Source organism: Rudanella lutea DSM 19387, from assembly GCF_000383955.1.
Classification (GTDB): domain Bacteria; phylum Bacteroidota; class Bacteroidia; order Cytophagales; family Spirosomataceae; genus Rudanella; species Rudanella lutea.
Genome location: NZ_KB913013.1, coordinates 3,795,580 through 3,814,539 on the forward strand (window position 1 = coordinate 3,795,580; position 18,960 = coordinate 3,814,539).

Genomic DNA, 18,960 nt, shown 5'->3' on the forward strand with positions numbered 1-18,960 from the left:
TTTCGCTAAATATCATGACATCTGACTCGCCACAAACCGAACTTAACCGATTCAGTCGCATTCTGACGCAACAAATGGACAACCCAGCTGCTAAAGCCATGCTGTATGGGGTTGGCCTGACGTCGGAAGATATGCAGAAGCCCCAGATTGGCATTGCCAGTACCGGCTACGAGGGTAATACGTGTAATATGCACCTCAATGGCCTGTCGGTTTACGTGAAGCAGGGGATTCAGGCGAATGGTCTGGTGGGTTTAATTTTTAATACCATTGGTGTATCAGACGGGATGACCAACGGCAACGATGGGATGCGTTACTCGCTACCCAGCCGTGACCTGATCGCCGACTCTATCGAATCGGTGGTAGCGGCTCAATGGTACGACGGTGTGGTGACCGTGGTGGGTTGTGATAAAAACATGCCCGGTGCCGTAATGGCGATGGCCCGGCTCGACCGCCCCGGCATCATGGTGTATGGCGGTACCATCCGGTCGGGGCATTATAAAGGACAAAAACTCGACATCGTGTCGGCGTTTGAGGCACTCGGCAAAAAATACGCCGGGAATATCTCCGACGAAGATTACGAGGGCGTTATTAAAAACTCGATTCCGGGAGCTGGTGCCTGCGGAGGTATGTACACGGCCAACACCATGGCCAGCAGCATCGAAGCGATGGGCCTAAGTTTGCCTTTTAGCAGCAGCTACCCCGCCACGCACGAGGGCAAGCAGGAAGAGTGTAAGAAAATTGGCGCGGCCATGCGCCGGTTGCTGGAGCTGAACATTACCCCGGCCGATATTATTACGAAGCAGTCGCTCGAAAACGCTCTGACTATTGTGATGGCTCTCGGGGGATCGACCAACGCTGTACTGCATTATCTGGCTATTGCCCGGGCGGCTGGCCTGACCCTTTCGCTCGACGAGATTCAGGCGATCAGCGACCGGACCCCACTTTTGGCCGACCTGAAGCCCAGCGGTAAATATTACATGGAAGACATGCTCGCTATCGGCGGTGTGCCGGCCGTGATGAAGTATCTCTACCAGCAGGGCATGATTCATGGCGAGTGTATGACTGTGACGGGCAAAACCGTCGCTGAAAACCTTGCTGAGGCTCCAGACCTCGATTTTGAAGCCCAGAAGATTGTATTCCCGCTGACCCAGCCGATCAAGAAAACGGGCCATATTCAGATTCTGCGCGGCAACCTTGCTCCAACCGGCTCAGTAGCCAAGATTACGGGCAAAGAAGGCGAGCGTTTTGAAGGAACCGCCAAAGTATTTGAGCAGGAAGGCGACATTATCGTGGCCCTGTCGAAAGGAGAGATTCTGCCGGGTCAGGTTATCGTGATCCGCAATGCAGGCCCCAAAGGTGGCCCCGGCATGAGTGAGATGCTGAAGCCCACCTCGGCGATTATGGGTGCGGGCCTTGGCGACAAGGTTGCCTTGATTACCGACGGCCGTTTCTCGGGCGGTACGCACGGGTTTGTGGTCGGTCACGTAACCCCCGAAGCGTTTGAGGGTGGCCCTATTGCTCTGGTTAAAGACGGCGACCGGATTACGCTCGACGCCGTAGGCCGGGAACTGACGCTGCACGTATCGGATGAGGAACTGGCCGAGCGCCGGAGCCATTGGGTACAACCCCAGCCTCGCTTTACCAAAGGGACATTGGGTAAGTATATCCGCAACGTGAAAAGCGCCAGCGAAGGCTGCGTAACCGACGAAGCATAACTAAACGGCCTCTCATGTTCTCCGATTCCGTAGCCAACATCCCTCCTGGATTTGACCCAATTGCTCAGGCGGGACAGGCAATTGGGTTTTCGATGCCGTCCGATCTCCAAACGGGTGCTTTTCTGAAAGCCATGGTGGGGGCTAAACCGGGCGCGGCAGTGCTCGAAATTGGTACGGGAACTGGGCTGGCAACTGCCTGGCTGTTGGCCGGTATGGATGCCCAGTCGACCCTGGTTTCGATTGATAATGAGCCGGAATACCAGGCCATCGCGCAGGAGTTTCTGGGCGACGATACGCGGCTGACGCTGGTTTGTGCCGATGCCGGAAATTGGCTTGAAACGAATAAAAACCAGGTGTTCGACTTGATTTTTGCGGATGCCTGGCCCGGCAAATACAGTCATCTGGATGCTGCACTGGGGCTATTAGCTGAGGGAGGCATGTATGTGATCGACGATATGTTGCCGCAGTCCAACTGGCCCGAAGGACACGATCAGAACGTAGACAAGCTGGTGGCTGACCTGGAAAGCCGCCCTGACCTGCATACGGTGAAACTGGCCTGGTCGACCGGGCTGTTGGTGGCGACCCGAAAAGGAACGGCCCCGAGTACAACAAAACTGAATTGAACATAACAAACGCAATGATAACGCCTGACCAAAATACCAAAATCCTAAGTTATCTCCAGCCTTACCAGCCGGAGTGGGTTGGTGTGTTTGGCTCGTGGGCACGAGGTGAAAACCGGCCGGATAGTGACCTCGATATTTTAGTGAAACTGACCCGGCCAGTATCATTGCTGACGTTTGTGCGGATGCAACGAGAAATGTCGGAACTGCTCAACATACCGGTTGATCTGGTATCGGAAGGGGCTTTGAAGAATGAACGGATGCGCCAATATGTCTTTCAGGACCTGAAAATTCTCTCGTAATGAAAGACGACCGGATATATCTTGAGCATATTGCCAATAGCTTCAGGAAACTGCTTGAGTACGCTGAAGGAATGACTCTGGACGAGTTTCTGGCTGACTCGAAAACACAGGATGCCTGAGTTAGACAGTTGGAAATAGCTGGAGAAGCGACCAAACGTCTGTCAACGTCTCTACGTGAACGATTCTCCGAAGTTCCGTGGAAAGACATGGCTGGTATGCGAGATAGGCTGATTCATCAATACATTGATATTGACTTAATGATTGTCTGGTTGACAGTCACGGAGGAAGCCACGCCATTACTGATTTTGATTGAACACATTCTTGATGCGCTCGAACGCGAACAAGATAAAGCCTGACAAACTAAAACGCACCTCCCTATGGAAACGGTCAGCGTCTTACCTGAAATAGAAACCGAGCCGGCAGCCATGAAGCTAATGTCTGGCTCAGAAGCTCTCATGCGTGCTCTGCTGGCCGAAAACGTTGATACGATTTTCGGGTATCCGGGCGGGGCCATTATGCCGGTGTACGATGCCCTGTACGACTTTCAGGATCAGATCAATCATATTCTGGTTCGGCATGAGCAGGGCGCCGGCCACGCGGCACAGGGCTATGCCCGCATGCAGGGCCGGGCGGGCGTTTGTCTGGTGACGTCGGGGCCGGGAGCTACCAATCTCGTCACGGCCATCGCCGACGCCCTCATCGACTCTACCCCGCTGGTGTGCATTGTGGGGCAGGTTGGCAAGAAGCTGCTCGGTACCGATGCGTTTCAGGAAGCCGATGTGATGGGCGTGACCATGCCCATTACCAAGTGGAACTACCAGATCACGAGCGCCGACGAGGTGCCCGAGGTGATGGCCAAAGCATTTTACATTGCACAGTCGGGGCGGCCCGGTCCGGTACTGATTGATATTACCAAGAGTGCCCAGCTGGAACTCATGACCCGGCCGTTTACCTACGAGCGTTGCCAGAGCATGATCAGCTACCGGCCGCGGCTGGTGCCCAAGCCCGATCAGGTCGAAGCGGCTGCCAAACTGATCAACGAGGCCAAACGCCCGTATATTCTGGCGGGGCATGGCGTGCAACTCGCCAAGGCCGAGGAAGAACTGAAAGCCTTTGCCGAGAAAACCGGAATTCCGGTAGCGACAACCCTGCTGGGGCAGTCGACCATCTCGACCGACCACCCGCTGTACGTGGGCTGGCTCGGTATGCACGGTAACTACGGCTCCAACGTTCTGACCGATCAGGCCGATGTGATTATCGCTATCGGGATGCGGTTCGATGACCGGGTGACGGGCGACGCCAGCAAGTTTATCAAGCAGGCGAAGGTGGTGCACATCGAAATTGACCCGGCCGAGATCGATAAAATCATCAAGGCCCACGCCCCGGTTGTGGGCGATGCCAAAGAGGCTCTGAACGCCCTGATGCCGCTCGTGAACCCGAACGACCATACCGTATGGCGGAATGAGTTTCGGAAATACGAAGCGATTGAGAACGAGAAAATCACCGTACCCAGCCTATCGGGAGTCAGCGAAAAAATTCAGATGGGCGAGGTGATTGATCTGCTCTCGAAGAAAACTAATGGTGAGGCCGTACTCGTGACCGATGTGGGGCAGCATCAGATGATGGCCTCGCGGTACTACCAGTTCCGGCGGCCCAACAGCCTGGTTACGTCGGGTGGCATGGGTACAATGGGCTTTGCCCTGCCCGCAGCCTTTGGTGCGCAGGTAGGCGCTCCCGACCGGCAGGTGGTAGCCATCATCGGCGACGGCTGCTTCCAGATGACCCTTCAGGAGCTGGGTACCATTGTGCAGAACAAACAGCCGGTTAAGGCCATCATTCTGAACAATAACTTCCTCGGGATGGTACGGCAGTGGCAACAGCTGTTTCACCAGCGCCGGTACTCGTTTGTGGAGTTGCAGAACCCCGATTTCATCACCATCGCCCGCGGGTTTGGTATGGATGGGCACACCTGCTCAGACCGGGCCACACTGTCGGACTCGCTCGATCAGATGCTGGCGCACGAGGGGCCGTATCTGCTTGAGGTAATCGTTGAGAAAGAAGAAAACGTGTTTCCGATGGTTCCGGCCGGTGCCAGTGTTTCGCAGATCCGGTTAGAATAAACCCAAAACTGAGCATGACCACATACACCATATGCGTCTTCACGTCGAACACGATTGGGTTGCTAAACCGCATCACGATCATCTTCACCCGTCGGCGCATCAATATCGAAAGCCTGACCGTATCGGAAACCGAGCGGATGGGCGTATCGCGGTTCACGATTGTGATCAAACACGAATCGCGGGAGGAAGTCGAGAAGCTGGTTCGCCAGATTCGCAAAATTGTGGAGGTACTGGCCGTGTTCGGGTACCTCAACGATGAGATCGTGTACAACGAAATTGCTCTCTTTAAGGTGGCAACGCCCCTCGGTGCCAAGCCCCTTGATGTAGAGACGGTCAATAAGCAGCACAAAGCGTGGGTGGTGTACTGGGGCCTCGATTACGTGGTGATTGAGAAAACTGGTAGCGAGCAGGAGATTTTTGCCTTCTTCGAATACCTGCGGCAGCAGCACGAAATGTTGGAATTTGTTCGCTCGGGCCGAGTGGCCGTTGGCAAAACCGAGAAAGGCCTCGTGGAATACCTGCCCGAGGCTGAGTGGGCGTACTACATGGCCTGAAGCCCCGAATAACCCCTGTTTTTTACCTTTTACTTACATACAATTACCAGAATGGCACAGATTAATTTTGGCGGAGTCGTTGAGAACGTTGTTACCCGTGAAGAATTTCCGCTCGAGAAAGCCCTCGAAACCCTGAAAGACGAAACCATCGCCGTAATCGGTTATGGGGTACAGGGTCCCGGTCAGTCGCTCAACATGCGCGACAATGGCTTCAACGTGATCGTTGGTCAGCGGAAGGGCAAAACGTACGACAAAGCCGTGGCTGATGGCTGGGTACCGGGCGAAACGCTGTTTGAAATTGACGAAGCGCTGGAGCGGGGCACCATCATTTGCTTCCTGCTGTCAGATGCCGCTCAGATTGAATTGTGGCCTACGGTAAAAGCGGCCCTCAAACCCGGCAAGTCGCTGTACTTCTCGCACGGATTCGGGGTGACGTACAAAGAGAAAACGGGCATTGTGCCGCCGGCCGATGTCGACGTGTTTCTGGTGGCTCCCAAAGGATCGGGTACGTCGCTGCGCCGGTTGTTTGTAGAAGGTAAAGGCCTCAACTCAAGCTTCGCCATTTACCAGGATGCGAGCGGCAAAGCCCGCGAAAAGTGCATCGCTATGGGTATCGGCGTTGGCTCAGGCTACCTGTTCGAAACGGATTTCTATCGCGAAGTAACGTCGGACCTGACCGGCGAGCGGGGCACCCTGATGGGCGCTATTCAGGGTATTTTTGCCGCTCAGTACGAAGTGTTGCGGGCCAACGGCCACAGCCCCTCGGAAGCCTTCAACGAAACGGTGGAAGAGCTGACGCAGTCGCTGATGCCGCTCGTGGCCGAAAACGGCATGGACTGGATGTACGCCAACTGCTCGACCACGGCCCAGCGCGGTGCCCTCGACTGGTGGAAGCCATTCCGCGACGCCACCAAGCCTGTATTTGAGCAACTCTACAACTCGGTAAAATCGCAGGAGCAGGCCGAAATCAGCATCACCCGCAACTCGCAGCCCGACTACCGCGAGAAGCTGGAAGTTGAACTGGCCGAACTGCGCGACTCTGAAATGTGGCAGGCTGGTGCCGCCGTGCGCAACCTGCGCCCCGAGCGGAACTAAGCCGTTTTATAAGGTATCGTTGATTGGGTAGTAGCTGGTTAAGAGCCGGTTACTACCCTTTTTGTTAGGCATACAGCAGATAAACAAGGCAGTACTTAACTAACTTTGGAAACGACAGAAAATATAGAGGTACTGTAAGGGTAACAAGAGTCTGTTACATGAATACCTCTCCTTATTATAAATGCCCGTACAGCGGCAGGCCGGTTAACGTCTGCGGCCACTGCAACCGTTCATGCAAAGGACGCATAATAAATAAATTTACATAACGATGCGTAGGTATTCAGTTTTGCTGTGTGTAATTATCTCTGTGCTTTTGCTGGTGATTGCCACCCTGCTTTATCCAGGCGGCTCAATCCTTGACAAAACGTCGGTTGGGTTTGACTGGTCGAAGAACTTTTTCAGCAATTTGTTTTTAGCCAGAGCACTCAATGGAGACATAAACCCAGCCAGAATTTGGGCATTAGCCGGTATGGTCTTCAACTCCATCGGTTATTTACTTTTCTTTATTCATACTTCACGAAAAATACCTCAAAAGCATTCGGCGATGGTTTTAAAACATATTGGCATTATAAACATGCTTTTTACTTTTCTCATTGCAACAGCCTGGCATGATATCATGGTGACGGTTTCGAGTACACTGAACATGCTTGGACTGTTTTATATCACGGTCTCTGTTTTAAGGACAAGACTTTATTGGTTAAAGGTTTTTTGCATTGGGAGCCTGCTTATCTTTTACTTCACTTTGTACCTATATGGGACAGGCGATTGGGGGTTGCTGGCTGTGATGCAGAAGGTTTCATTTCTTTGTTTTATGCTGTTTGTTTTGGCAATCGAATATGGCACGAGTCCCGAAGACTTTCAGCAAAACCAGTCTGACCACCAAACCATAAACGTGCCCAACCGCTAATCGCTGATAGGGGGCAATAGTGGTAAGCGAGATCCGCAATGCAACCTGAACGTCTGGCCGTTTTCCGTTGCTTAGGTAAGCACATTCTGACCAGAAATTGAGAAATTAGCACTTCATTCAACGAAGGCTCTGCGCTGACTTCTCGCTGTGATCGATTCCAATAATCAACCGCTCCCTGATCTGGACAATATTTACCTCGCGGCCGACCGGCTCCGGGGCGTGGCTACCCATACGCCGTTGCAGGAAAACCTGAACCTGTCGGACCGGTACGGGGCCAATATCTTTCTCAAGCGCGAAGACCTTCAGGTGGTTCGGTCGTACAAAATCCGGGGTGCGTACAACAAGATGGCGGCCCTCCCCAACGAGTCGCTGGCCAAGGGGGTGGTGTGCGCCAGTGCGGGCAACCACGCGCAGGGCGTAGCGTATGCGTGCCGCAAAATGGGTGTCAAAGGCATTATTTTCATGCCTACCACTACGCCCAACCAGAAGGTAAAGCAGGTGAAGCTGTTCGGGAAGGCATTTGTAGATGTGGAGCTGATTGGCGATACCTACGACGATGCCTACGCGGCCGCTAACCAGTACGTGCAAACCCACGACAGTACGTTTGTGCACCCGTTCGACGATGTGCTCGTGATGGAGGGACAAGGCACCGTAGGGCTCGAAATCTTCAAAGACGCCAACTTCAAAATCGATTACGTCCTCATGGCTATCGGCGGGGGCGGGTTGGCGGCCGGCGTGTCGACGGTGTTTCGGCAGTTGAGCCCCAAAACCAGGCTCATCGGTGTGGAGCCGCTGGGGTCGCCTTCTATGAAAGTCTCACTGGAACAGGGCCATGTCGTCGCCCTCGACCATATCGACAAGTTTGTCGACGGGGCGGCCGTGAAACGCGTGGGCGATATTACGTTCCAAATCTGCCGCCAGAATCTCGACCGGGTGGTGCTGGTGCCCGAGGGCAAAGTGTGCACGACCATTCTGCAACTTTACAACGAAGAGGCTATTGTGGCCGAGCCAGCCGGGGCGCTGTCTATTGCCGCGCTCGATTTGGTGAAAGACGAAATCCGGGGCAAAAACGTGGTGTGTCTGGTGGGGGGCGGCAACAACGACATCACCCGCACCGAAGAAATTAAGGAACGGTCACTCCTATACGAAGGGCTCAAACACTACTTCATTATCCGGTTTCCGCAGCGGGCTGGGGCCTTCCGCGATTTTCTGAATGTGCTTGGCCCCTCCGACGATATTACCCGGTTCGAGTATGCCAAAAAGACCAATCGCGAAATGGGGCCGGCCGTAGTGGGTATCGAACTGAAACACCGCGACGATTTTGAGCCATTGCTCCAGCGGATGCAGGCGCAGAACATCGTGTTTGAATACCTCAATGACCAACCGGATTTGTTCCAGTTTTTGATTTAAATTTTTCGACAGGATTACAGGATGGGCAGGATTTTGTCTTGCGTGAAGGTTTTGACAGGGTTACAGGATGGGCAAGATTTTGTTTTGTATGTTGATTGAGAAGGTTTTGACAGGATTACAGGATGGACAGGATCTAGTATGCTATGTGGATGAACGGACGCGGTATTTGCGTTTTACGCTTACACTTGACCCGAAATTAATTAGTAGTCCGATGTCAATACCCGTTGCGGTGAGGTAGTTCACAAGCTGGGCTTCGTGTTTTGGGTGAATCTGCTCCACGGCTTTCAACTCAATCAGAAGGCAGGATTCAACAAACAGGTCAGCCACAAAATCGCCCACAGGAACGCCCTTATATGTAACCGGAATAGGCACTTGGGCTTCTACGAACAGTCCGAGTTGTTGCAATTCGACCACCAACGCGTTTTCATACACTTTTTCCAAAAAGCCCGGACCCAATGTATTATGAACAGTGAAAGCAGCCCCTATAACCAATTCAGTAAGTTCTTTATGAATCATATAGAATGAAATAAAGCGATAAGAGTCCAAAAGTAACTCCTGGTGTACAAAAAAATCCTGTCCATCCTGTAATCCTGTCGAAACCTTCTCACAAGACAAAATCCTGCCCATCCTGTAAATCCTGTCAAAAAAGTAAATCCTGTCGAAAAATATGCTTCGCGTTCCGTCATCCATTCAGCCGAGTCAGTTTGAGACCTTACGTATCCGGCGGCCCGATGCCACCGAGATGACGTTTGTGGCGTACCGGAGCGACGTGTACCCCGAACGGAACGAAGTCTTTTTTGAAGAGCATGCCGTGATTGTGGTGCTGGAGGGCGAAAAAAAATTCAGCTCGCCCACGCAGGAGCTACACGTGCACAAAGGGCAGATTCTGTTTTTTCAGCGCGGCTGCTACTCCATGAACGAATCCATCGACACCAACTACAAAAGCCTGGTGTTTTTCGTCAACGAGAAGCTACTCAAGGAGTTTGTGAGTCAGCACCTCCCGGTATTTCAGTCGTCGTTTGCCTCCTCGTCGGAGCGCCCCTTGCCGGGCGAGGCTATTTTATCATTGGCTTCTTCACCGGCGTTTACCACGTTTATTCAGTCGCTGTTGCCGTATTTTGGGGCCGATACGCCGTACCTGAACGAGTTGCTGCGGCTCAAATACCAGGAATTGCTGATTCATCTGCTCGAACTCGACACTACCGGCCAACTGCGTGGTATCTTGCTCGATATTTACCAGGGCCAGAAAACCGACCTCGATTACCTAATGAATGCGTACCTGCTCAAGCCGTTGTCGATGAGTGAACTGGCCCGGTTGTCGGGGCGGAGCCTGTCGACGTTCAAGCGTGATTTCGAAAGCCATTTTCACACATCGCCGGGGCAATGGATGCGCCAGAAACGGCTCGAACACGCGCATTTTCTCCTGCGCAACACAACCAAAAACGTGTCGGAGGTCAGTATGGAGATCGGGTACGAAAGCGTGTCGCACTTTATCAAAGCCTACAAGCAACAGTACGGAGCCACGCCCAAGCGGGTAGGGTAACCGTTGGGGCAAACCGCCAAACGTATGCAAACAGAACTGCTGGACTTTGTGTCAAAGTTTGGCCTACTCACCCCGGCCGAAGCGGCCGAAATCGCCCGGCAAATACCCGTGCGCGTGGTCAGAAAAGGGAGCTATCTGCTGCGCGAAGGCGAGGTGGCCCAGGCGTGTTACTTTGTGCTGAAAGGCTGTGTACGGCAGTACCGGTTGCTGGACGGTATGGAAAAAACCACCGCGTTCTTCACCGAAGAGCAGGCCGTTGTCGATTTCAACAGCTACGCCAACCAGGTACCGTCGAGGTTCTACATGGTTTGTACCGAAGACTGCCTGCTGATTGAGGGGAGCCCGAATCAGGAGCAGGCCATGTACAACCAGTTTCCGAAGTTGGTAGCCATCACGCGGGATATGATGGAACAAAACCTCGGGCAGATGCAGGACGAGTTTGCCACCTTTACGACCCTCTCGCCCGAAGAACGGTACAGGCATCTGCAAGAGCATCGGCCGGGTCTGTTACAACGCGTACCTCAGCATCAAATCGCGAGTTATCTGGGGGTTACGCCCGAGTCGCTGAGCCGAATCCGCAAACGGTTATTGACTAAAGCGTAGCGGTTCCGGCGCCCGAAACGGTTGGCTATGCCTGCGTTGGCTTCGGTTTGCCTCCTCGTACCAGCAGCCAGATCCCAAAGCCCAGTTCGCCCACAATCATGGGCAGGCTCAGAATACCTTCGACGGTTGCCTTGTGGGTAGGGTAATCATCCCAAAGCAGATTCGCCACGTTCGTGCTGAGGTAGCAGATTCCCGCCAGCCCCAGCAACCAACCCCAAACCGGGGGCACAAACCGAGCCCGGTAAACCAGCACCCCCAATGCCAACAGGTGCGCCCCGAACACAATCAGCCCGGCCGACCAACCTAGGCTAAACTGCCCGAATAGACGCAGTATCGGCTCGCCCGGTACCTCGGCCGTCGGCGTTTGGGCATGGAGAAGGGGTACAATGGCGGTCAGGTGCATGAGCGCGGCTCCGAGCATGGCCGTGTACACCAGCCGCAAGCCGCTACTCCATAACGCAAGCCGCTGGTGGACGGGTTTAAGAAAGAGGTACAGCGCGCCCGACACCACAACATCGCAAAGCAAAACGACCCAGAAAGCGAGAATGCCGGCCCGGAAAAGTGTTTCGGACAGGCGTAGCTGATGAACGGTAACGGGCGCGTTGCCTGGTACAAACAGGCTACTGAATACGTAGCCGTGGGCAAATCCGGCCAGAAGGGCCATCAACACAATAGACCATCCGGCCAATAAAGCTAAGGAACGGGGCGTGATACGGAGCATAATGGTTGGGGGTAACAACGAAAACTGGTTGCAAAGTTGGGTCAGCCGCCGGGCCCGTGCATTGATGTTGGGTAAGAAACGCAACCCCCAACGTTTCATGGGCCCTAATGAGTAAGTACACCAAATCGGGCGGTTTATGGGGCGGGTGGCGTCTCAACAATGTACCGCCAAAACCACTATCGGCTACCAATTATGAAAGCACTGTTTCAACTGGCTTCTTTGTCTATTCTGCTACTCTCCTGTGGCCGTGAGCCCGATGGAGCACAGACCTCCAGCCCGGCGCTCGAAGGCACGTGGCAGCTTTTCCGGGCTACGCTGATCGAAAAAGGCGACACTACCGTGACCGACTACACCGGCAAAACATCGTTTATCAAGGTGATCAACGGCTCACATTTTGCCTTTTTGCAACACGGCCGAGACAAAGACACCTCGGTTGCGTTTGCCGCTGGGGGAGGGCGCTACGAGCTGCGCGATAGTCTCTATACTGAGCACCTGGAGTACTGCAACGACCGCAATTGGGAAGGACACGATTTTGCCTTCACCATTCGGATTAAAAACGATACGCTGGTGCAGCGGGGCGTCGAAAAGATCGAAAGCGCGGGCATCGACCGGTTGAACACGGAAGAATACGTGCGGGTAAAGCAATAGCCTCCTGATTCCATGAACCGTCTGGTATTCGAAACGGAGCGCTTGCGACTCGAATCGCTGACCCTCGCCGATAGCCCGTTTATCGTCGAACTACTCAACACACCCGGTTGGCTCCAATACATCGGCGACCGTAACGTGCGCACGGAGCAACAGGCCGAAGAGTACCTGCGGCAGGGGCCGTTGAAAAACTACGAACGCTTCGGTTTTGGGCTGGGGCGGGTTACGCTCAAAGAAACCGGGGAGCCCATTGGCCTGTGTGGCTTTCTGCAACGCGATTATCTCGAACACCCCGATATTGGCTATGCCTTACTGCCGGCTTTCGTCGGGCAGGGGTATGCCTATGAGGTGGCCCGGCAAGCCCTGGTTGTTGGGTTCGGTGAGCTTGGGCTACCCAAACTTCAGGCCATCACGCTACCGACCAATGTGCCTTCGGTTGGGTTGCTGAAACGACTGGGCTTCACGCTCGAATCTGAGCTGACCCGCGAAGGCGACGATACCCTGCTGCTGTTTGGTCTTTCGGCTACTCGTTAACACGCCGGAGATTATCTAGATCATTTTGATCGCGCGGGCGACCAGCTGCCTGTTTCGCACGCACTAGATGATGGTATTGAATGAGCCTGATCGGAATTCCTTCTATCTCTACATTTGTTGCTTCCTCGTAGGTCTCGGTAAAGGTTAAGCCTTTGATACTTGTAATAACATCAATGGCAACAGGTTGACGTCCGAAAGTGAAAACGTCAAAAGCAGGGTTGTGTAGAAAATTCTCTGCTGTCATATCAAAGGTGGGCATTCCGAAAACAGAAAACGCATGACATAGGCGTTCGTAGTTTTCGGGTGTCTTATCCACCCAAATATCCATATCACCCGTAGTTCGGCTATACCCGTGTAGAATTACCGAGTAACCTCCTACGAGCACATAGCGCACATCACATTGGTGAAGAGCTCGTAAAAAGTCCTGAAAATCGTCATTGAACAGATTGGCCATGCTGGTGCGAATGTGATCGAGCCGAAAACGCCTGTCTATCCAGGCGGGGTGGGTGCTCTATAGAGTAGAGAAACGCAATACTGTTCAGATAAGCGGCTGCGCGCAACCGTTCTGCATAAGTAGCCGGTTGGCAGACGGCATGGTATTGCTCCGTTTGCTCGTGTGTTCCTGCATGGAAAGCAGTACGGTCTAATCGAAAGGACATAAACAAAGATAAGTACTTTATTTTGTACGGAATAGGAATGGTAGCACTAACAAAATCCTTCTGCCTGATTAACTATAAGTAGCCTAAGTGTATATTTATTGTTCGGTAAGCGCCTGATTAATAAATAGTTCTTTTATAGTTGCGTGTGTTTTTGCAATTTGTTTGCCATGGAAATGCCCGGCATGATGCGTATAGACCGGGCCGACTCCTGTAAACCTAATCACCAACACGTAATAGGTAAAAGCCATGGCAACGGCCAACCAAATTCTGGACCTCACCCCGCTGGGTATGGTATTCACGGTGCTGCAAACGCGGGCCGATACCAACGGAAAGTCGCTCGACCTTCACTGGGAACTCTTGCCCGGTTGCAACATGAAAGACCCGCTGTTGCATATTCACCCGAACGCCATCGAAACGTACGAGGTGCTCGAAGGTGAGATGGAGTTCTATGTCAAAGACAAATGGATCGTTGCCCGCGAAGGCGACAAGCTGATGGTGCCCGCCGGTGTTTCCCACACGTTTCGGAACCCGACGGACCAAACGGTGAAAGTGCTGAATGCGCATCAGCCCGCCCTGCGGATGGAGGAATACTTCGAAGATGTGAGCAAAGTGCTGGACAAGGTGACGAATAACCGGCAAACCGAATTTTCGATGAACCCCAAAACAATGCTGTATATGGGGGTGCTGATGAACCGGTACCGAAATGACATCATCGCCCGCAACCCGCCCGATGCCGCTGTCCGCGTTCTGGGTTTTGTGGGAAACCTGATTGGGCTGGACTATTGAAAAAAATCGACCGCTTTACCACCTTTTATGAAGACGAAAATTACTCCGTTATGGCTTGTTCTGGGCGTGTGCCTGACCGCTTTCGGTCTGTCGGCCTACCGCTGGGCGGGTTTCAAACCCGACTCTCGTACGAATGCCGATACAACGGTGGCGGTCTATGGCCCGTACCGCCTGACCAAACTGCCCATCACGAAGGGCGTCCGGATTCTGAACCCCGTCCAGCTGGCTCTGGGTCCGCGCGGCCAATTGTTTGCCGCCAACAAAAGTGGTGAGGTGTACCGCCTGCGTGACTCCGACGGCGACGGACTCGAAGATGAGGCTGTCCTGTACTGCAACGTTACGGCCCTGGGGCTGCAATCACCGGCAGGGTTTGCCCATAAAGGCGATACCGTTTTTATCGGGACGAGCCAGGAGATTCGGGCATTTCTGGATACAAATAACGACGGTAAAGCCGATAAAAACTGGACCGTTTTCAAGGATATTCCCTACAGTCGGCACCCGTACGAATGGACGGCGGGCCTTACTGTGAGCCCCGATGGCTGGTTGTACTGCGCCCTCACCACCGATTCGTGGAATGCCGGAGCCTCGCCCGATCCTAACCAGTACCGGGGCGCTATTCTGCGGATTTCGCCCGATGGCAAGCAGGTTTCCAAAGTGGCAACCGGCATCCGATCGGTGTACGGTATGGCGTTCAATGAACACGGCGACTTGTTTTTTACTGACAACGCGGGCGGTGGCAACCCAACCGAAGAGCTCAATCTGCTGGTGAAAGAGGGTTTTTACGGCCACAACAAAGCCAAGTACAAAACGGCCGAAACAGTGCAGGGGCCGGCCTACTCGCTCGAAACCGAAGTGGCGCCCTCGGGCATCATTTTCAACCGGCCTGATAATCCGTTTGGTGGTACGGCCGGCGATCTGTTTGTGGCATTCTACGGCCCCGGCGAACGCTGGACCCGGGGGGCTGTGAGCCGGGTGTCGATCATTCGCGCAGCCGATGGGCGGTATAGCTTCCGCGAGCAGATCGTTGCCGATGTCCCCAAACTCTCAGCCCTGGCTTTTGGCCGCAACGGGGCCTTGTATCTGGCCAATCATGGCGTAGCCGACTACTGGTACAATTCGACCCAGCCTAAGTCTGGGAGTTTTTACAAGCTCGAATACGACCCGGCCTTGGCGGGCCAACCGGCCAAAGTCCGCAACGGCAACCGCCCGTTGGCGTCGGTTAGCTCGCGCGAGGCCGGCCGGCAGCTGTTTGCCGAATACGCTTGCCTGGCCTGTCATCAGGTCGACGGCACCACCGAATTGCTCGGGCCGAATCTGAAAGGCATTGGTAAGCAACTATCGCGCGAGGATATTCTGGGCGAAATTCTGCACCCTTCGCGGGTGATTAAGCCGGGTATGGCGGGCTCCCGAATTACCAAAAAAGATGGTCAGGTGCTTCTGGGCCGAGTGGTTTACGCCGACGCGAAGCAGATTTCGCTCATGCTGGTGGGCAATCAGGTGGTCAAAATTTCCCGGAGCGAGATTGCGCAAACAACCGACGAAACCAAGTCGCTCATGTACGAAAACCTCTTGAAAAACCGCCCTCAACACGAAATTGATCAATTGCTGGATTACGTCGTGAGCCTGTAGAGCCTGCGGGCGAATTGGCCTAACTTGCACGCATGAAACCCGCAAGCCTCACTACCTACGAACAATCCTTTTTCGACACGGGCCTCGATAGTATGGGCCGTAAGCATATCCTGACGCCCACTACCGTGCCTATTCCGGGTGAGTCGGGAAAGCTGACGTATATCCGGTGCGGGCGCGAAAACGGGGATACGTCGTTCTTTTTCGACGAGGAAATAACCAAGACCAACATTGTACTACATTACACAGCGGGCTATCTGAAAGGAGACATAGCCTCGCTCACGGCACCATCGCAGGAAATATCGGTGCCGTTTGTCATTGCCCGCGACGGGCGTATCCTGAACCTGTGGTCGTCGAAATACTGGTCGTACCACCTCGGGCCGGGCGCAGTCGGTGGCAATACCGCCATGAGCAAGCGGACAATTGCTATCGAAATCTCAAACATTGGTTTCCTGAATAAGATCGGCAACAACCTTTGCTCCGACAATAACTCCGACGACATCTACTGTAGCCTGACCGACACGGCCCATTTCAAGGCCCTCAAAACGCCTTTCCGGGGCAAAAGTTACTTTGCTACGTTTACCTCGAAGCAGTACGATAGTTTAATTGTGCTACTGCGCTACCTGACGCGCAAGTACAATATCAAACGCGCTTTCCTGCCCGAACCCGAACGGTATAGTTTGCTTACCGAGAGCCGAATCAACGGGTTCAGTGGTATTCTGACCCATGCCAATTTCCGCCCTGACAAGCTGGATATTGGCCCGGCCTTCGAATGGGAGCGGGTAATAAAAGGGTTGAAATAAGAACAGCTCTCGTTTCATCTCACCATCTATTGAGCGATGCGAGAACGGCAACACTGCTGCAACGGGCAAAACGATGGCTGACGAATCGAAATGCCGTACAGGAAAGTCATCAAAATAGATAATACAACTTAGGTTTTAGTGATTACATTTGAAAGAAACCACATACTTGAAATGAAAGTAATACTGTATATCGCCGTTAGTCTGTTCTGTTTTTCTCTGCCTGCAAATGCTCAAAATTCGGAGAAGAGAGCCCGGATAAAGTATTTGTTCACGCTCATGAAGCAAGATTCGTTGATTTTGAAGCAAATGGATGCCTCAATAGCCGCCTACAAAAGTTTATCAAATTCATTCCTGGATAGCACGCGCGTGAAAGTGGACTCGTCAATGATTCGGAGACGGGATACGTTCATGCAGAAAATGATAACGATCACGAAAGCAAATAGCCTGAAGATGCTAAATGAAGATATGGTTGAAATCTACGATCAGCACTTCACGATGGAGGAGATTGACGCCTTTTGTGTATTCTATCGGACGCCTGCTGGTCAGAAATTTGTCAGTAAGCTCCCGGAAATTACCAAAGACATCATGACGAGAACCATGACAAAGTATCAGCCCGAGGTGATGAAAATAGTGAAAGAGTTTATGGACGAGTCGAAACGTGAGCTCGAACAGCAATTCAAAAAATAACCTTTATATTGTTTTACGTACAAAACTATCGTTTGGACTAAAATCGCTATTTACTGGACGAACAACGGGATGCCAGATCGTACCGAAACACGCACATTTGTTGCAGAGTTTGCGGGCGCCGGCTCCTGAGTGCTCAGGTAACGCACAGGATAGCTAAAGCCGACGTACGCCCGCATTGCGTAACGAACACTTAATGTCCTCTCTGTTATGAGTACCCCCAAAACCTTGTTCGATAAAGTCTGGGATGCCCACGTCATCCGGCACGTCGAAGATGGGCCCGATGTGTTGTTCATCGACCGTCATTTTATTCACGAAGTAACCAGCCCGGTTGCTTTCCTGGGCCTCGAAGGACGGGGCGCGGGTGTCCTGTTTTCGGGCCGCACCTTTGCTACGGCCGACCACAATACGCCCACCATCAACCAGCACCTGCCCGTAGCCGATCCGCTGTCGGCCAATCAGTTGGCGGCTCTGGAGCGTAACGCTAAAAAATACAACATCTCGCACTGGGGGCTGGGCCACCAGAAAAACGGGATCGTGCATGTGGTAGGCCCAGAAAACGGGATCACCCTGCCCGGTATGACCATCGTTTGTGGCGACTCGCACACCAGCACGCACGGAGCTTTCGGAGCTATTGCGTTTGGTATCGGCACCTCGGAGGTCGAAATGGTGCTGGCAACCCAGTGTATCATGCAGCCGAAGCCGAAAAAAATGCGGATTTCGGTCAATGGCACCGTAGGCAAAGGCGTTCTGCCCAAAGACGTTATTCTGTACATTATTTCGCAGATTTCGGCCAGTGGAGCCACGGGTTACTTTGTCGAGTATGCAGGCGATGTGTTCCGGAACATGACCATGGAAGGCCGCATGACGGTATGTAACATGAGCATCGAGATGGGTGCACGGGGCGGTATGGTAGCCCCCGACCAAACCACGCTGGACTACCTGAAAGGCCGCGAGCTGGCTCCGCAGGGCGAGGCCTGGGACAAGCTTGTACCGTATTTCGAATCGCTCAAAACCGACGACGGTGCCGAATTCGACGTGGACCTCACGTTCGATGCGGCCGACATTGAGCCTCAGATCACGTATGGCACCAACCCCGGCCTTGGTACGGGCGTAACTCGCCAGATTCCGCTGGCCGAAGCCGTAAAAGATGGCGCAGCCAGCTACAAAAAATCACTGCAATACATGGGCTTTGCCGAAAACGATTCGATGCTGGGCAAACCCGTCGATTTTGTGTTCCTCGGCAGCTGCACCAACGGCCGTATCGAAGACTTCCGGGCGTTTGCGTCTATCGTAAAGGGCCGCAAAAAAGCCGACAACGTAACGGCCTGGCTCGTGCCGGGTTCGCATATTGTTGAGGCTCAGATTAAGGAAGAAGGTATTCTCGACATTCTGTCGGAAGCCGGTTTTCAGCTTCGTCAGCCCGGCTGCTCGGCTTGTTTGGCCATGAACGAAGACAAAATCCCGGCCGGCAAGTACGCCGTATCGACCTCAAACCGCAACTTCGAAGGGCGTCAGGGCCCCGGTGCCCGCACCCTGTTGGCCAGCCCGCTTGTAGCAGCCGCAGCCGCCGTAACCGGCAAGGTTACTGACCCACGGGAATTTATATAGTTTACGGTTTTTAGTTTGTGGT

General features: G+C 53.4%; 21 protein-coding genes. 18 read left to right on the plus strand and 3 right to left on the minus strand.

Annotated features, from left to right (window positions below):
* The first annotated feature begins 14 nt into the window (after nt 1–14).
* From ilvD to ilvA, 9 genes are all read left to right on the plus strand, one after another.
* Nucleotides 15–1,715 carry a dihydroxy-acid dehydratase gene (gene ilvD, locus RUDLU_RS0115695; RefSeq protein ID WP_027303109.1) on the plus strand — a complete coding sequence of 567 codons (1,701 nt, stop codon included), beginning with the start codon at nt 15–17 and terminating at the stop codon, nt 1,713–1,715.
* A 14-nt stretch (nt 1,716–1,729) separates the two neighbouring features.
* Nucleotides 1,730–2,338, plus strand: a complete 609-nt coding sequence (locus RUDLU_RS0115700; RefSeq protein WP_019989356.1) for an O-methyltransferase — start codon at nt 1,730–1,732, stop codon at nt 2,336–2,338.
* Between the two features lie 14 nt (nt 2,339–2,352).
* Complete coding sequence (locus RUDLU_RS0115705; protein ID WP_019989357.1) at nt 2,353–2,637, plus strand: nucleotidyltransferase family protein; 285 nt, start codon at nt 2,353–2,355, stop codon at nt 2,635–2,637.
* 128 nt (nt 2,638–2,765) lie between these two features.
* On the plus strand, nt 2,766–2,993 hold the full coding sequence (locus tag RUDLU_RS30160; RefSeq protein ID WP_019989359.1) for a HepT-like ribonuclease domain-containing protein: 228 nt from the start codon (nt 2,766–2,768) through the stop codon (nt 2,991–2,993).
* A gap of 21 nt (nt 2,994–3,014) precedes the next feature.
* Nucleotides 3,015–4,757, plus strand: a complete 1,743-nt coding sequence (gene ilvB, locus RUDLU_RS0115715; RefSeq protein ID WP_019989360.1) for a biosynthetic-type acetolactate synthase large subunit — start codon at nt 3,015–3,017, stop codon at nt 4,755–4,757.
* Between the two features lie 14 nt (nt 4,758–4,771).
* Nucleotides 4,772–5,311: an acetolactate synthase small subunit gene (gene ilvN / locus RUDLU_RS0115720; protein WP_019989361.1), complete on the plus strand. Its 540-nt coding sequence runs from the start codon at nt 4,772–4,774 to the stop codon at nt 5,309–5,311.
* Nucleotides 5,312–5,362: 51 nt separating this feature from the next.
* On the plus strand, nt 5,363–6,406 hold the full coding sequence (ilvC, locus tag RUDLU_RS0115725) for a ketol-acid reductoisomerase (RefSeq protein WP_019989362.1): 1,044 nt from the start codon (nt 5,363–5,365) through the stop codon (nt 6,404–6,406).
* Nucleotides 6,407–6,674: 268 nt separating this feature from the next.
* A complete protein-coding gene (locus tag RUDLU_RS0115730; RefSeq protein ID WP_019989363.1) occupies nt 6,675–7,313 on the plus strand; it encodes a hypothetical protein in 639 nt (212 codons plus the stop codon).
* Nucleotides 7,314–7,460: 147 nt separating this feature from the next.
* Nucleotides 7,461–8,723 (plus strand): threonine ammonia-lyase, encoded by a 1,263-nt coding sequence (gene ilvA / locus RUDLU_RS0115735; protein ID WP_019989364.1) that lies wholly within the window; start codon nt 7,461–7,463, stop codon nt 8,721–8,723.
* A 141-nt stretch (nt 8,724–8,864) separates the two neighbouring features.
* Here the strand turns inward: ilvA and RUDLU_RS0115740 are convergent, their stop codons facing one another.
* A complete protein-coding gene (locus RUDLU_RS0115740) occupies nt 8,865–9,413 on the minus strand; it encodes a GxxExxY protein (protein WP_019989365.1) in 549 nt (182 codons plus the stop codon).
* Here RUDLU_RS0115740 and RUDLU_RS0115745 point away from each other — a divergent pair.
* Both RUDLU_RS0115745 and RUDLU_RS0115750 read left to right on the plus strand, forming a co-directional pair.
* Nucleotides 9,391–10,266, plus strand: coding sequence for a response regulator transcription factor (locus RUDLU_RS0115745; RefSeq protein ID WP_027303111.1), 876 nt, complete (start codon nt 9,391–9,393; stop codon nt 10,264–10,266). The genes RUDLU_RS0115740 and RUDLU_RS0115745 overlap by 23 nt on opposite strands.
* A gap of 24 nt (nt 10,267–10,290) precedes the next feature.
* Nucleotides 10,291–10,869 (plus strand): Crp/Fnr family transcriptional regulator, encoded by a 579-nt coding sequence (locus RUDLU_RS0115750; protein WP_019989367.1) that lies wholly within the window; start codon nt 10,291–10,293, stop codon nt 10,867–10,869.
* A 25-nt stretch (nt 10,870–10,894) separates the two neighbouring features.
* Here the strand turns inward: RUDLU_RS0115750 and RUDLU_RS0115755 are convergent, their stop codons facing one another.
* On the minus strand, nt 10,895–11,689 hold the full coding sequence (locus RUDLU_RS0115755; RefSeq protein ID WP_019989368.1) for a DUF4386 domain-containing protein: 795 nt from the start codon (nt 11,687–11,689) through the stop codon (nt 10,895–10,897).
* A 93-nt stretch (nt 11,690–11,782) separates the two neighbouring features.
* Between RUDLU_RS0115755 and RUDLU_RS0115760 the strand changes: the two genes are divergently transcribed.
* On the plus strand, nt 11,783–12,238 hold the full coding sequence (locus RUDLU_RS0115760) for a lipocalin-like domain-containing protein (RefSeq protein ID WP_019989369.1): 456 nt from the start codon (nt 11,783–11,785) through the stop codon (nt 12,236–12,238).
* Nucleotides 12,239–12,250: 12 nt separating this feature from the next.
* A complete protein-coding gene (locus RUDLU_RS0115765) occupies nt 12,251–12,769 on the plus strand; it encodes a GNAT family N-acetyltransferase (protein WP_019989370.1) in 519 nt (172 codons plus the stop codon).
* On the opposite strand, the gene RUDLU_RS0115770 is transcribed toward RUDLU_RS0115765, so the two are convergent.
* Nucleotides 12,759–13,223 (minus strand): nucleotidyltransferase, encoded by a 465-nt coding sequence (locus RUDLU_RS0115770; RefSeq protein ID WP_019989371.1) that lies wholly within the window; start codon nt 13,221–13,223, stop codon nt 12,759–12,761. The genes RUDLU_RS0115765 and RUDLU_RS0115770 overlap by 11 nt on opposite strands.
* A 451-nt stretch (nt 13,224–13,674) precedes the next feature.
* Here RUDLU_RS0115770 and RUDLU_RS0115775 point away from each other — a divergent pair, with 451 nt between their 5' ends.
* The 5 genes from RUDLU_RS0115775 to leuC all read left to right on the plus strand — a co-directional run bounded on the left by RUDLU_RS0115775 (nt 13,675) and on the right by leuC (nt 18,938).
* Nucleotides 13,675–14,214, plus strand: coding sequence for a cupin domain-containing protein (locus RUDLU_RS0115775; protein ID WP_019989372.1), 540 nt, complete (start codon nt 13,675–13,677; stop codon nt 14,212–14,214).
* Nucleotides 14,215–14,241: 27 nt separating this feature from the next.
* Nucleotides 14,242–15,843: a DUF7133 domain-containing protein gene (locus RUDLU_RS0115780; protein ID WP_019989373.1), complete on the plus strand. Its 1,602-nt coding sequence runs from the start codon at nt 14,242–14,244 to the stop codon at nt 15,841–15,843.
* 32 nt (nt 15,844–15,875) lie between these two features.
* Nucleotides 15,876–16,643: an N-acetylmuramoyl-L-alanine amidase gene (locus tag RUDLU_RS0115785; RefSeq protein WP_019989374.1), complete on the plus strand. Its 768-nt coding sequence runs from the start codon at nt 15,876–15,878 to the stop codon at nt 16,641–16,643.
* Nucleotides 16,644–16,814: 171 nt separating this feature from the next.
* Nucleotides 16,815–17,330, plus strand: coding sequence for a DUF2059 domain-containing protein (locus tag RUDLU_RS30165; RefSeq protein ID WP_019989375.1), 516 nt, complete (start codon nt 16,815–16,817; stop codon nt 17,328–17,330).
* A gap of 207 nt (nt 17,331–17,537) precedes the next feature.
* A complete protein-coding gene (leuC, locus tag RUDLU_RS0115795; RefSeq protein WP_019989376.1) occupies nt 17,538–18,938 on the plus strand; it encodes a 3-isopropylmalate dehydratase large subunit in 1,401 nt (466 codons plus the stop codon).
* Nucleotides 18,939–18,960: the final 22 nt, after the last annotated feature.

Excerpts from the sequence above, each read along its gene's own strand:
- ilvD (WP_027303109.1), top strand. The coding sequence starts at position 15 with ATGACATCTGACTCGCCACAAACCGAACTTAACCGATTCAGTCGCATT.
- RUDLU_RS0115700 (WP_019989356.1), top strand. The coding sequence starts at position 1,730 with ATGTTCTCCGATTCCGTAGCCAACATCCCTCCTGGATTTGACCCAATT.
- RUDLU_RS0115705 (WP_019989357.1), top strand. The coding sequence starts at position 2,353 with ATGATAACGCCTGACCAAAATACCAAAATCCTAAGTTATCTCCAGCCT.
- ilvB (WP_019989360.1), top strand. The coding sequence starts at position 3,015 with ATGGAAACGGTCAGCGTCTTACCTGAAATAGAAACCGAGCCGGCAGCC.
- ilvN (WP_019989361.1), top strand. The coding sequence starts at position 4,772 with ATGACCACATACACCATATGCGTCTTCACGTCGAACACGATTGGGTTG.
- ilvC (WP_019989362.1), top strand. The coding sequence starts at position 5,363 with ATGGCACAGATTAATTTTGGCGGAGTCGTTGAGAACGTTGTTACCCGT.
- RUDLU_RS0115730 (WP_019989363.1), top strand. The coding sequence starts at position 6,675 with ATGCGTAGGTATTCAGTTTTGCTGTGTGTAATTATCTCTGTGCTTTTG.
- RUDLU_RS0115745 (WP_027303111.1), top strand. The coding sequence starts at position 9,391 with ATGCTTCGCGTTCCGTCATCCATTCAGCCGAGTCAGTTTGAGACCTTA.
- RUDLU_RS0115740 (WP_019989365.1), bottom strand. The coding sequence starts at position 9,413 with ATGGATGACGGAACGCGAAGCATATTTTTCGACAGGATTTACTTTTTT.
- RUDLU_RS0115750 (WP_019989367.1), top strand. The coding sequence starts at position 10,291 with ATGCAAACAGAACTGCTGGACTTTGTGTCAAAGTTTGGCCTACTCACC.
- RUDLU_RS0115755 (WP_019989368.1), bottom strand. The coding sequence starts at position 11,689 with ATGAAACGTTGGGGGTTGCGTTTCTTACCCAACATCAATGCACGGGCC.
- RUDLU_RS0115760 (WP_019989369.1), top strand. The coding sequence starts at position 11,783 with ATGAAAGCACTGTTTCAACTGGCTTCTTTGTCTATTCTGCTACTCTCC.
- RUDLU_RS0115765 (WP_019989370.1), top strand. The coding sequence starts at position 12,251 with ATGAACCGTCTGGTATTCGAAACGGAGCGCTTGCGACTCGAATCGCTG.
- RUDLU_RS0115770 (WP_019989371.1), bottom strand. The coding sequence starts at position 13,223 with ATGGCCAATCTGTTCAATGACGATTTTCAGGACTTTTTACGAGCTCTT.
- RUDLU_RS0115775 (WP_019989372.1), top strand. The coding sequence starts at position 13,675 with ATGGCAACGGCCAACCAAATTCTGGACCTCACCCCGCTGGGTATGGTA.
- RUDLU_RS0115780 (WP_019989373.1), top strand. The coding sequence starts at position 14,242 with ATGAAGACGAAAATTACTCCGTTATGGCTTGTTCTGGGCGTGTGCCTG.
- RUDLU_RS0115785 (WP_019989374.1), top strand. The coding sequence starts at position 15,876 with ATGAAACCCGCAAGCCTCACTACCTACGAACAATCCTTTTTCGACACG.
- RUDLU_RS30165 (WP_019989375.1), top strand. The coding sequence starts at position 16,815 with ATGAAAGTAATACTGTATATCGCCGTTAGTCTGTTCTGTTTTTCTCTG.
- leuC (WP_019989376.1), top strand. The coding sequence starts at position 17,538 with ATGAGTACCCCCAAAACCTTGTTCGATAAAGTCTGGGATGCCCACGTC.